The sequence below is a fragment of the Rubripirellula amarantea genome (assembly GCF_007859865.1).
GTDB lineage: Bacteria > Planctomycetota > Planctomycetia > Pirellulales > Pirellulaceae > Rubripirellula > Rubripirellula amarantea.
Genome location: NZ_SJPI01000001.1, coordinates 3,046,167 through 3,059,716 on the forward strand (window position 1 = coordinate 3,046,167; position 13,550 = coordinate 3,059,716).

Genomic DNA, 13,550 nt, shown 5'->3' on the forward strand with positions numbered 1-13,550 from the left:
TCCTACCAGGCTCCCGCGTCGACAGCCAAAGACAATTCGTCATCGCATCGCGGATTCGGATCAGTGTCCGTCTGGCCGTTTAGCGAGGCTGGCTGAGTCAATGTCAAGAACTTGTTGAGTCTGGCGTTCCAGGAATACTGCTGCGAAACGAGTTTCGATGCGCTGCGTCCCATCGATGTTCGTAGTTCCGCATCGTCGGAAAGTTTTAGGATCGCGTGTCGCCACTGTTCGACGGAATCGGCGATTTGGAAATCAACGCCCGTGGTCGCATCGATACCTTCGGCAGATTCCGTGGTCAGCACGACTGGCAGACGTGCCGCCATGGCTTCGAGCACTTTGTTTTGAATGCCGCGAGCCAGCTTAAGTGGCGAGATCGCGATATCGGCGTTGTGCAAATAAGGACGTACATCTTCGACTTCCCCAACAAGGTTTACTCCTGGCAACAAAGCTAAGTCCTTCACTTTGCCGCAGGCTCTTCGCCCCACGATCTCTAACTCAATCGGCTTGGATTGACGTAATTGAGGAAGCAGGTCGCGGCAGAACCAAACGAGTCCTTCGACGTTGGGGTGATAGTCAAGGACGCCGGTGAACACCAACTTGGTAACCTTGCGGTTGGCATTGGGACGATGGACTGCGTCGTGAGGATAAAAGAAATCACTGTCGACGCCGTTGCTGATTCCCAATGGCGATTTCGCAACGCAGACAGTTCGTTCAAACAGCGATGCCTCAAGATCGCTAACCAGCGCGATCCCGTCGGCGCGATCCGCGATTCGTTGCTCGAGCCTTTGCACTCGTTCGGCTTCGCATCCATAGATCCAGCGTTTGAGTCGCGTGGACTGTTGGCTCATTTGTTTCCACTTTCGGCTATCGACATCCACCACATCGACAATCTTTCGAGTGTCACGAAATGATGGCTGGTCGACGTAGGGAAACATGCTTGAGCAGTAAACCAGTGCCGTCTGGAAAGGTGTTTGAGCGTGCAGCGATTTAACTTGCCGTTGAAGCGAAGACGAAAAGAACATTCCTTCGGACAAGCTCTTGCCGTTTGCGTAGGACCGAATCGCGTGAGTGAGGCGGCCTACCTTCGAGAGTGGCGCGACCACCGATCTTTCGCAAAACGCATTCACATGATCGAGCTGAGACTGCGAAACGGGTTCGTCCGTAGGGCAACAAAGCGTGATGCGATGATATTGTGAGAGCAGCCTAAGCAGGTTGTACGAACGGATCCGGTCTCCACGATTAGGTGGATAGGGGAACCGATGTGTCAACATCAGCAGTCGTGGAAGGCAAGGTTCGGGCATTTGGCTAGGCAAATCAGCTCTAAGTTATCGCAATGGACGAAGGGACGATGAAGGTCTGAATCGTCGATGGGTCATGGGGTGAATCAGACTTAAGAGGTTGCCGCAGCAAAAGTAGTTTCGCGAGGTGTCGCGGGTGATGCGGTTTTCAGCGCTGTGTACTCGGCCATGACGGTTGAAACTTGATCGAACGGATGCGACATCAGCAGTCGGCGAAGGCGATCTTCGGTGTTTCGCAGGCCAACGTAGTGACGAAACTGATTGGCTCGACCTGCGTTCTTGACGCGAGGCTGTTGCGGATCAAGTTCCCAAGGGTGAATGTAGAACATGGCTGGCCGTCCCTGACTTCGCACTCCTTCAATTGCGCGGCTAGTGACGCTTAGCGGGAAGAGGCGAAAGTAGCCGCCGCCTACCGGAACTTGCAGAGGCCAGCGGTTCCACAGCGAAGGAGGGAATTCGTTGATAGAACCGTTCTCGGTCTGTATTTTGTGGATGTCTTTCCTCGCCGATTTCATTCCATAGCGATGATGGCCCCTGATAGGGAAAATGCTGGAATCGGTCGTAAAGCCATGCTCCACCAAGATATCCAGGGCCCAAAGCGAATCTTCGACAATTGAAAAACTAGGAGCTCGGTAGGAATCGACAACCACATCGCAGGCATTGGCGATCGCTTCGCGGCTGTTGCTGATGTCCTCTGCAAACTCTTCGGGGGTGAGATCATAGACTAATTGGTGCCAATATCCGTGCGACGCAATTTCGTGTCCTGCGTCAGCTATTCTTCGCACCAGATCTGGATATCGATCGGCAACCCAGCCAAGGATATAAAACGTGCCACGAACCTCGCAGTGATCGCAAATTGAAAGCAGTTTGTCAGTGTTGTCTTCGACTCGGCATTCCATTTTGTCCCAGTTTTTTCGAGACACTCGATTGCTAAACGCCGTCACCTGGAAATAGTCTTCAACATCAACCGTGAATGCGTTGCTGACAACCTGAGACAGCGGATTCAAATTCAGTGGAGTACCGTGTGACGAATCAAAACGGTCGACACGAGTTGGCATTTTGTTCCAGCTTTCCGCAACGCGAGTAGCCACATTGGGGTAACAAGGTTCGGGAGTATCTGGTTGTCTGTCATCCGACGAAGGAATGTGGGCAACCAGATGCAGGCGACAAAGTCTCATCCACCGGGTAACCGTTTCACCTCGCACCCCAAACATTCTTAGCGCTGTGGCGAACAAGATTCGGAGATCGAGCCAAGAGTCGACTTCTTCGATGTACTGCAAATCCAGAATCTGCTTGCGACGCACATCATCGACGGTTTCATCGGGCGGCAAGTTGATCTGAGCCAGGCCGGTCACTCCCGGTCGGACGCAATTGCGATTGAAGTAATTAGGAATTTGACGTGCGAGTTCTTTGCAGATGACAGGGCGTTCGGGTCGTGGTCCGACTAGCGACATCTCACCGCGTGCAACGTTCACCAGTTGCGGGAGTTCGTCCAGGTGTAGCTTTCTCAATAATCGGCCTAGCGGGGTCACTCGCGGATCATTCTTTACGCACCAAACGGCTTTGCCACCTTTCTCGGCGTCGATGCGCATGGATCGCAACTTAAGGATATGAAAATGGCTGCCATTGAGGCCCACTCTTTCCTGGCGATAGAGGCCAGGGCCTCGTGAGGTCACCTTCACGAGAAGGATAAGCAGCAGCACCAACGGAGAAGTCGCAATGAGCAGGACTGTGCCGCTAAGTCGATCCAGGACGTACTTGCGCCGGAAGAACGCCGCTTGATCCTGGTCAAGGTCGGTCGCAAATTCGATGTCGTACGATGACTCTACGAATTCAAACGTCTGCGAGGTATCAATCATTGTTGAATGTCGTTGTTACGGAAAACGGAATGGGCACGTTTGGCTTACTGCACTATTTCTTCGAGATGTGGCAAAAACGCTTTTAGGAAGTCTTCGCACGGTTGTTCGGAATCACTGGTAACTGGCCCAGCGACTTGGATCTTGTACAGCGTGTCTGTCATCCAAAATCGAGGATGATTTCTTGCTTGCCAATCTCCTCCGTCACTCCACGCGTACCACACGTCGAGTGCTGGTTTGGGATCGGGTGCCAACGAAAACTGAACGGACCACAGTTGGTGTTTCGCGTTCTTCGTTGAAATGCTTTTCTTCGTCGTTTCATTCGCCTGCTTGGTGCCCACGGAGCTGTAACAAACCTCAGGCGTGTGTACCGCAATGGGGCCTCGGGGACCGAACAAAACAGCGACGTTCACATCGGTGTCTCGTTTTTCGTTGTGGTAGACGCGAACACTTGATCCGTAGCATCGCAGCAACTCGGCTGCTTTCGTGTTTAGTGATTGGTCCTCTTTAAGAGTCCAGTCGCCGCACCGATCCGGGATCAATTCCAAGCGATCACCGATCAAGTTAAGGTCTTCGGCTTTGGACCATCGTCCATCCATGAATCCGTGAACGACGCCGGAGAAGAGCGTCAGCCCAAGCACAACCGCGCCGGCGATCCTGCGGTTACTCAGGTGCGCCGATGGTTGTGACGGTGAGTTGTTTTCGTCGGTATTCATGTCAAGTCGAACGTTGAATCAAAGGTGGGGAATGCGGCTACGAGCTGTACTTCTTAGCCATCAAGTCGAGTTGGTCTCGTTCTTCTACGGTCAGGCCCGATCGGTCCAGTTTCTCGATGTCCAATCGTTTCCAAGCCTTCGCGGCTTCTTGTTCTTTGTCTTGTTGCAGCAGGGCAACGATCAAATGGAACTGGTATCTCGGTTCGTTGGTGTCCAAGACGGCCTGTTGAAACACCTGCTGTGCTTCGACTGGATGGCCGGCCTTCAACAAAACGACCCCTTTGGTGTCCAACAGCTCGGGGGCTTCACCGGCCAATTGGATCGCGCGGTCGATCCAGTTGACTCCCTCGTGAGCGCGATCGGGCATTTCCGATAGTGCCATGGCGAGGTTGTTCAACGAACGCAAGCGAAGCGGGTCAATCTTTAAAGCTCGTTCGTAGTACTGAACAGCTTCGCGATTGTTCCCTTGTTGAAGTCGAAGCGTTGCCACCGCTTCGATAAGGCCGGCATCGTTGCTGAATCGATCCAGTGCCGATTCGATCACTTGTTGGCATGGTTCGGTCTGCGCGTCAGCCATGCTGTTCATGAGGGCTTCGGCTAACAGCACCGCGGACGTCAGGTCTTCATGCTCTAAATAGTGCTCGGTGCATACTTCAACGCTTTCGTGCGTTTTCCCTACGGCGGATAGTGCGACGACGTAATGCGGCAGTCGCTTCGGATCCTTTTCGTAGGATTGTTTGTGCCAATTGAGTCCTTCTTCGATGAATCCGAGTTTGATCAAGGACGAACCTGCAATGCCAGCGACCATGGGGTCATCCATGGATTCACTGGCAACGGCATCGTTGGCCCATGAGTTAACAATCTCTGGTGTCTTGGCCTGATCGCCAGTGCGTTGAGCGTAGCGAACGCCAATTTCCAAGGCGGCAACCGTTCCTCGCCTCGTCGATTGCAATTCATCGAGCAAGTTCTTTACACGAGGCAGGTCTTCGTCATTTTCAGAATCAAGTAAAAAGTCCGCGAATCGGTAAAGGTCGCCTACTTCTGGAAGCGTGCGTCGCACCAGTGATTCGTGAGTGGAACGTATTTCGGACGTGATCGAATCACGCTGCTTTTCGTCTGCGGAATCGCCAAGTTGCTTGAGCTGTTTGCCCAGCAATGCTGCCAGGAAACGTGCGGCGTCGTCGCTGCTGCTGTTTCGTTCGCGAACCAGTGCCCGCAATATCTTGAACGCTTCAGTTTGTTGTTCAGAGTTGCCTTTGAGTCCCAGTAGCACAGCATGCAAATAACGATTGCTGACGGAAGTCTTGTCGGACTTCGCAAGCAGTTGTTCCAGTTCGTTCCAATCGACATCTTCGCCATCGCGAGCTGCCAGAGCGCGGGCAAGATCATTTCTTATTTCAGTGTTATTCGAATCGCGAGATTGCGCCAGTCGCAACGCGTTCACTGCCTCATCTTGTCGATGCAAGAGACGATAAAGTTCCGCCAGAGCCCGCTGGGTGGTGGCCGTCGGTTTCAGTTTGTCTGCGGCTTGTAGTAGCGGTAAAGCCGCTTGGTAATCTTTCAGTGCCGTCAGGCCATGGCTTTGCAATACGAGCTGAACATGCTCGGCAAGCTCGCTGTTGTCGATGTCCGCGATCACGCCTCGAGCGGACGCTTCGTCTCCGTGAGCGAGTTCCAATTCTAGGTGAGCGGCAAAGACGGCAAGCTCTGGCTTGGTTGCCAACTCTGCAGCCTTTTGGATTGCCGACCGAGCTTTTTCAATCAGACGTTCTTGTTGGTCACTGTCCGTCGTGTTCACCGCGGCAATGGAAGCGGCTTTGCACATGACAACGTGACAGATGAAATCAGTGGGACGCTGATCGATGGCGTCTTGCGCCACATCTACGCTTCTTTCGAATTCACCTTGCCGCTGAGCAAGCTGGATTTTCGTGGTCGCGTATTGGTCAAGGGGGATATCGGTCGACATCGAAGCGAGATGCAGTTCTCGTTCAGCGTCCGCATCAAGCCCGACTCGACACAGTTGTTCAATCAAGCACTGACGAGTCATCAGCCGGCGGTCGCCCGCTGCGATGCCGCGACGCAACTTCGAGATGGCCTGTTTGGCATTTCCTTCGATCGAGGCGATCCATCCTTCAAGAGAAATCGCCTCTCCCCATCGAGGTCGCAAGGAAACAAGTTCACGGACCAGAGACCTTGCTTCGACTAAACGGGGGTCGGTGGGTTCAATGGGACCCTTGCTCGAGCGAAGTTCAACGATCAATTCACTGACGCGTAGGAATTTCCAGTACGAGCCCGTTTCGCCTTCTTCGGTGCGTAGTGTCTGTTGCCATTGGGAAGCTAGTTCGGACGGCGTTAGCGTTTTCCCGTCGACTTTCAAATGCTGCGAATCATGGGGCAGAGCGATGGCCGTTTTTGCCAATTGAAATAACAACGAATGTGTTTTGTTGGCATCGGAAATCGAAGAGAGTGCTTCGTACGCCAGGTTGGAGTCACGGCCGCGAGCAGCAATTTCAAACGCACGGAATCTCAGTTCATCCGCATGGACCGGGTCCGCTTCCGCGCGATTAAGGAGCTGTTTTCCCGCATCGGCAATGTTGCCACGTTCGGCTTCGATTCTGGCTCGCACTGCGACTAAGGACACGTCATCTTTGCCAACGAGTTTCTCAAGCTGAGCGAGTCTTTCTTTTGATTGTTCGTCGTGTCCGAGAGCCGCGAGACGTTCCGCTGCGAATGCCTGGATCGTTCCATCGTCTTCATAGCGAACGGCGAGTTCATGAATCTTTTCTGCGAAGTCTTGCGAACGCAGATGGTCTTCCGCAATCGTTCCTGAAGGAGGCAAAGAGGCTTCCACCACGGCCAGTCGGCTGTTAGCGGCTGCCATGGCGGCAATCGTTTTCGGATCGTCCGACTCCTGTGACGGTGCAAAACTTCGCTTGATTCGTGCAACGGCCGTTCGTACACCACTGAAGTCTCGTTGCTCGTGCGGCAACCGCAATTGGTAATTAAACAGAGCCTCGATGCTCGCGGCTTGGATCGCTGGTGAATCAGAAGCACCGAGCACTCTCCAATGCTCCATCGCTTGCATTCGGTTACCCGATTGCATCCATGCATCGGCAGCTTTGATTCTAAGTTCGAGGTCATTCGGGACAAGGTCGACGGCTCGATCGTATGATGACGCGACTTGGTCCCAGATGCCTTCGTCCGCGTAGATCGCTGCCAACTGCAACGCGACGGCGGCACGTTCCCTGGCATCGACGACAATCGAAGCACTTAGGGCCGCTTCTAGGTGGACTGCCGCATCCGCGGATTGTCCGTTTTTCGCATCTAGAGATCCTTCCAAGACTTGCAAACGCCATTTCGCAACTTGGATTTTTCCTGACAGCGCTGTTCTTGCGGCGTGTGATATTTCGTTGTCGCTCGTGCGTGAAAGACGAAGAGAGTACGTCTCAAGAGCGTCGCGGAAACGGTCAAGGACGTCGGAGAACTCTTGATCGGATTCTCCTTGGTTCTTAGCGTTGGCAAGCAAGCCGAGTAGATCCAAGCTATTGGCATCGACCTGCTCAAGACCGCTTTCCCAAATCGCAATTGCGTCATCAGGGGCACCACTGGCGTTTGCCAGCAGCCCAGCATTGGCAAACACGTTCTCGCGAACTGCGTCAGGAATGGACGGGATCTGCAGCGACATCAGGGTCTGATACCACTGACGCGCTTTCGTCGCATCGGAGGTGGCGAGGATTGGCGCCGCTTCTTGAATGAGTACGAAATCCCAGTAGTGATCAGGTAGTTTGCCACCTAAGGGCTGATCTTCGGTCTGGTCTTCACTCTCACTGATGGATTGAAGTCGTTGAAGTGCGACATCCGCGTTTTGAATTAACCATTGGTTAGCTTCATCCGACTTGCCATTGTTTTGATAGAAATCAAACAAGATCAGCTTGGATCGGCTGTCGTGGTTCTGGGTCAACGTCTTCAACGCGACCTGCAATCTTTGTTGATGTTCTTCCAAATTCGCAGCGTCAAACAGATCAGACTGCTTAGGGAAAACCGAAAGCAGATTCGCGATCAAATCAGTGTCGCCGGGGTTTCGGTCAACGGCGGTCGCGAGTACTTCGCCAATGGGTTGGCTTGCCAGCCACCGCCAATAGCCTTCGGCGATGTCGACTTCGGGTCGGTTGGTCTCCGTAAATCCCGCTGCTTTGGCTTGCCCCATCAGCGAGACGGCAAGCGATTTAGTGGCTTCGGCATCTTCCGCGTCAGCGTCAAGTAGGACGACTTGGCGTTCGGCCTCGCGAAGCCATGGACCGCCTGCTTGAAGTAACCTTTGAATCAGAAGTTTACGTAACGTCTTGGCATCGTCGGGCCGTTTGGCACTGATGCGAGCGATAGCGATCCCCAACTGCTTGCGGGCCGCATGCAGCGCCATCGTGTAACGTTCAGGTTCCGCCAAGTTAGCCGCCGTGTCAGCAGCAATGGCCGTGTCGATGACCACTTGCAGATCGTCTGGCCGCAGCAGTGAATACCGTGAGAGCCACTTCGCTTGCGCTTCGTGGTCTTCGACGTCAGCGGCCATTTTGGCGCGACTTAAAAAGGTCGTGGCTGCCGTTGTGGAATGGTGATAGTAAGAAATTGCCGATGCGGTGAAAATAATCGCGAGCGCAACGACCGAAATTCCTGCCAACTTCGTGTTGATTTGCCAGTGTTGCCGACGTTGTAGTTCCTTCTGCGCAAGCTTTGTCTTCGCTTCGAGCAATAGCTGAGCTTGTTGTGCAGCGCTAGGTTGTCTGTCGAGGACAAAACGCTTTCGGTCGTTTGCAGTTTTTGACATTTTAAGTTCTGACGATTGTTACCGAAGCCCAACTTATTCTTGAACGGCCAAACCGGCGGCTGAGTAGTGATAGTCGCCATAGCGATAGCTGTACTGACGTGGTGTGACGCCACTGAAGACCGTGCCAGCGATCGATGCGCCTGAGGCTTGAATGCGACGCATCGCACGGCCGACGTTGTCCAATCGGCTGACATCTCGCATCACGCACACCAATGTTGATTCGACCACGGAAACCACCGCGAGCGTTTCGCCGGCAGCCAGTACCGGAGCGGTGTCGAAAACGACGAAGCTGTAGCTTTCCAGTGCTTGATCCAAGAACTTCTTCATCGACGCTTGATTGATTAAGCGATGCGGATTGGCTTTCAATGGGCCGGCGGGCATTACATGAATCAAGTGCCCGAGAGTCGAGTCAATCGCTTGTTCGAACTCGACTTCCCCAGAGAGGACACCGGCGAGTCCCGGACCAATATCAAGACCGAACAAAGAATGTTGATCGGGGCAACGCAAGTCCGCATCGACCAGCAGAACCGTCTCGCCAGTTGCCTTGGCAATCGAAATGGCCAACTGGGACGCGACGCTGCTTTTGCCTTCGCTCGTCATGCTGCTTGCGACCGCGATAGAGCGAATGTTCTTCGTCGCAAGCGAATGAAACAGATTAGAGCGAAGGGTATCGACGCTCTCTTCAAATACTCGTCTCGCTCTACCGCCGTGAGTCCCGGCGGGTAGCCTTGCAATTTCGCCAACAACGGGGGCCATGCCGAAATGCTTTTGCACCGCGTTGCCATCGGTCACTCGTTGAATTCGTAATTCGAGTAACAAGCCCAGCAGGAACGGAGCAACGAATGCTACCGTCGATGCCAGTCCTAACTGCTTGACCGGGATCGTTTCAGTCGGATTCTTGGGAGGCGTCGCGGAAGCCAATGTTCGAACCGCGCCATCTTGCCGGCGTTCAGTCTGAATCGCTGCAGTTCGATCTCGCAGTTTTCGCAAGACGTCTGTTGCGACGGATAGCTCTTCTTGGGCAAATTGAAGCGCTGCCGTTGCACCGCCGAATTGCTCCATGCGGTCGCGTTCTTCGTCGTACTGCTTCTGCAAGATTCCAAGCTTCGCGACCAACGCGGCACGATCCCTCTTTTTGAGAGCGGTATTCATGTTGTCTTGGTGGTTGCGTTTCAACGAATCGTGACTTCTGGCGGCGTCCAGCTCAACTTCGTGCAGTTGTTTCATTGCAGTCAGCTTTGCTTCCGCCTCCGCCATTTGCCGTTGATAATCCTCTTCAGCACGTTTAGTAAGAACTGCGATGGCAAGCTTTTCCGCTTTGCTTTTTTTCGCCTCGAGAGAATATTCTAGGGAATCTCGTTTCGCCTTTATTTCAAGGTAGTAGTCACGACGAACGCGAACGAGGTCGCTTATTTCCATTTCTAACACCATGCCTTGGTACTTGCGATAAACCATTTCGGCTTCGCGGACTTCGGCATCGTTTGCAACGAACTGTGCGATCTGACTTTCGGTGGGGACTTGCTTTTGGATGCTGATCGCTGGAGGGACAAAAGGTGTCGACGCGACAAGACTAGGCAACGGTTCCGAATCATCTTGCATCGCAATTTGGGCGTCATCGATGGCCAGTTGAACACTTAGATCTGCAATCTGAGATCGCAGGTGAGTCATCAACGAAAGGCTGCTTTGGTCCTCGATCACATCGAGACGTTGGCCGGGGGCGAATCCGAGCGTTTGTTCGCTCAGTCGTGTCACCTTTAGCTGGCGTTCTTCAACCTGTTGTTCCCAACGCTGAATCTCTGGTTCTAACCACATTTCCAAGTTCGTCATTCGTGCGTTGTCGAACGCATCTCGTTGGCGAAGATAGGAATCGACCACCGCGTTGCAGACCATTGCAGCGGCTTCTCGATCCGAGTCTTCGTAACTTACGACTAGACGTGCTCGGGTGCCGCCATTTCCCACGGTAAGGTTCTTGCGAAGGTTGACTTCTGCGGTGTCGGGATCGGCTAGGCTCGGCGCTCGGCGAATTTCGGGATCCGCCAGAACAGGATCAATCACAATGGGGTTAAAGAACAGTGACTTTTCCGTGTTCGCTAGATCGTCTACCGTTGGCATCACTCCTTTGAAAACCACGAAATCATCGTTCGCTTCGAGCAAATGACTCGCACGGTAAGTAGGGGTGAAATTCTGAAGTACTACGAAAGCCGTGATGGCGGACAAGATGGCACCGCATGGCACGGCCCACGGCCAGCACTGTCGGAACGTCACCCATAGAATCCACGGGTCGAACTGATTCTCCGGACGTGCCGATGGACGATACGATGTTTCAGTCGCGCGTTCCGACGAGATGTAATTAGTGTTCATTGAGTGTTTAAAGAACTAGGACTGGTGGTTGATGAGATCGCGAATGATCCATCAAGAAGTACTGCCCGAAGCAAAGTGTTGGAGTTCGTGAGAAGCATTAAGAACGTCTTTCGCGGTCATCGGTTCGACCGGTTGATAGAGGTTCTGCCAGTAGGTCTTGGCGAGCCAAAGCAATCCAAATGCAAAGGGGATCATCAGGTAGCCGGACCAGTCATGAATGCTGGTCTGCGTCGCGGGATCGGTGAAAGATTGATACAGCAAACCCACGCACGTGATTCGCACCGCGTTGACAAACACGGCCAGGGGAATGATCAACGAGATAAGAATGATTCGGTCGATCCACCCTCGTTGTCGATTGACGGTCGCAGCCCAGAAAAATGCTAGCGCCCCGATTCCCATAAAGATCCGAAGTCCCGAACACGCTTGTTCGATAAGTAATCGCTGGTCATTGACCCAGATCACGTGGCCTTCCGATACCGCCGGCTGACCAAGGACTCTTAGGAAGGTGGTGCTTAAACTTGTTGCAACGCCTTGCAGTTTCCAACTCAACAAGGATTCCGCTTGGTAAGGCATAGGAATCATTAACAGCAGGAACGCGAGTGATGGCAGGCTCCATCGCATCGCCTTGAATCCGAACAGAATCCAAACGCATCCGGCAAGCAAAGGAAAGAGCGACCAACCATCAAGAAAGTCTGCATAGATCAAGCGACTTGAAAATCGCATGACGATGGCGAGGACGATCAGCCAAACGCCTGACCAGCTTGGCATCGAGCGGATCCCGGGAAAGGAATCGGCACGAACCCAGCAAAGCATCGCAGCCAAAGGAAGGATGAGATATCCATGCGAATAGTCTGGTTCGTTGCGCCACGCATCTTCAGCCCACACGAAGGTTGGCCAGTAGGCGTACAACACGATCAGCGCTAGTCCTATGAAGACCGCCCAATAGTTTTGGACAACCGCACTCAATTGAGACACGTAAATCTGCTCAATAGACTCGTGTTTTCCCTCATCAGTAGTGCCCAAATCTTTTCGGCCTGATTGTCTTTTCGGTCGCAAATTTCGCTTGGCCATCAATCCCCCTCTGGTGGATATTGCATAGCGCGGTAGGGGAGAGGAAAGGGTAGTCCGGCTTGCGGGTTTGCGAATAGCCTTTCCCTCTCAGTTGCGTTGACGATATTCCTGGCATTCTCGAACGTCAAGCGAATAGATCTCAGATTCTCGTAGACAGGGGGGGTGTCTGCATCGGGAAACCCTGCAAAGTACGGGTGATATCAGAATGTAGGCATTCAGAATAAAACTTTGAGACGCAGCGCTGCGAGATACCAAAATGAACGTTATGGGCGTGTTATGTACACATGTCGTGAACACAAGTTCGAGCAAACAAGTGAACACTTAGTGGCAAAGCGACGCGATCGGACCACTTGTAATTTGTACAGCCCCTTTTGGGATGCGAGAAATCGCGGGTTAGTCGTCCAGCGGAGGGATGTTCATCGCTTAAGAAACATACAGTCCGAGCTGGCCCCCAGGTAGGTGTTTGGGTGTTGGTCTGGCGAATTAGCTCTAATGGAGGTGATTAGGCAAATTTGGGTCTTGATTTGGGCATTTGACCCACTACCATCTGGGGGTGTGACACTTGTCCACTCTGGTTCAGACTGATCAGACGACGCCAATTCATTGGGTGATTTTGTGAATCGACTTTCCGCTCTTTCTTGTTATCTGCTTTGTTTGCTTTTGGCATCGAGCAGCGTTGCGCATGCGGGTGTGATGGTTCCCGACATTGCGGTAGGTGGGCTGGCTGGGATGTACAACGCGGATTCGGATGATCTGTATCTGCAGGGTGCTGCAGGCTCAATAAAAATGACGACCGATCCTTCGGATGCAGGGCAAACAATCTATCTCGGTACGGGTGGCGGTGGGCCGAAGCGGGCGAGTGGGTTATTCATGCTCAATGCAACGGTGCAAGATGCAGGTCTTGTTCAACCAAGTGCGACTGCCAGAAGTGCGACTGCAAACCAGCATACGTTTTCGATCACGGGCGCTTTTAATCAAAGTGCCGGTACGCTGGGCACGGCGGACGATACGAATGTGGTGCTCTTGCAAGGCACACTGACCGAAGCACGACTCGCCGCGTTTGAAACACTTAGTCGCATCGATTTCGTGGCGACCGTTACTGGCGGAGCTCTGAGTAATCTCTTCGAGCCAGAGATTCTTATCAAAGTAGACACGGGAAGTAGCTTTAACAGTTTCGCTTACACGGTAAATGGGTTTGGCGCAGGTAGCGCTGACGTCGGCAAGCCTGTGCCCGAGCCCGCGTCGCTTGCCATTTGGTCAGCGATTGCATTTGCCGCGTGTTGTTCGCAGAAACGACGCAAGCGCGTCAGCACGACGACCGCTGCTTTTTGATTCAGCTAGGTGCAGCTTTGCTTCGTCAAAGTATGCCGAGCTTCCCTTCCCTCGTTCCTTCCTTTGACAAACACCATTTCAACGCATGTGCCTT

General features: G+C 53.1%; 7 protein-coding genes. 1 reads left to right on the forward strand and 6 read right to left on the reverse strand.

Going from position 1 to position 13,550, the window contains the following annotated elements; translation table 11 throughout:
- Positions 1-2 precede the first annotated feature (2 nt).
- The 6 genes from Pla22_RS11205 to Pla22_RS11235 form a co-directional block, all read right to left on the reverse strand.
- Positions 3-1,301, reverse strand: a complete 1,299-nt coding sequence (locus tag Pla22_RS11205; protein ID WP_146514691.1) for a TIGR03087 family PEP-CTERM/XrtA system glycosyltransferase — start codon at positions 1,299-1,301, stop codon at positions 3-5.
- 89 nt (positions 1,302-1,390) lie between these two features.
- Positions 1,391-3,157 (reverse strand): XrtA system polysaccharide deacetylase, encoded by a 1,767-nt coding sequence (locus Pla22_RS25660; RefSeq protein WP_242631939.1) that lies wholly within the window; start codon positions 3,155-3,157, stop codon positions 1,391-1,393.
- A 44-nt stretch (positions 3,158-3,201) separates the two neighbouring features.
- On the reverse strand, positions 3,202-3,870 hold the full coding sequence (locus Pla22_RS11220) for an exosortase-associated EpsI family protein (RefSeq protein ID WP_146514692.1): 669 nt from the start codon (positions 3,868-3,870) through the stop codon (positions 3,202-3,204).
- Between the two features lie 37 nt (positions 3,871-3,907).
- Positions 3,908-8,692, reverse strand: a complete 4,785-nt coding sequence (locus tag Pla22_RS11225) for a UDP-N-acetylglucosamine--peptide N-acetylglucosaminyltransferase SPINDLY family protein (protein WP_146514693.1) — start codon at positions 8,690-8,692, stop codon at positions 3,908-3,910.
- Positions 8,693-8,725: 33 nt separating this feature from the next.
- The gene (locus Pla22_RS11230) at positions 8,726-11,053 is read right to left on the reverse strand and encodes a polysaccharide biosynthesis tyrosine autokinase (RefSeq protein WP_146514694.1); all 2,328 of its coding nucleotides are present in this window, start codon (positions 11,051-11,053) and stop codon (positions 8,726-8,728) included.
- A 51-nt stretch (positions 11,054-11,104) separates the two neighbouring features.
- On the reverse strand, positions 11,105-12,028 hold the full coding sequence (locus Pla22_RS11235) for an exosortase/archaeosortase family protein (RefSeq protein ID WP_242631940.1): 924 nt from the start codon (positions 12,026-12,028) through the stop codon (positions 11,105-11,107).
- A gap of 711 nt (positions 12,029-12,739) precedes the next feature.
- Between Pla22_RS11235 and Pla22_RS11240 the strand changes: the two genes are divergently transcribed.
- Positions 12,740-13,456, forward strand: a complete 717-nt coding sequence (locus Pla22_RS11240; RefSeq protein WP_146514696.1) for a hypothetical protein — start codon at positions 12,740-12,742, stop codon at positions 13,454-13,456.
- Positions 13,457-13,550 lie beyond the last annotated feature (94 nt).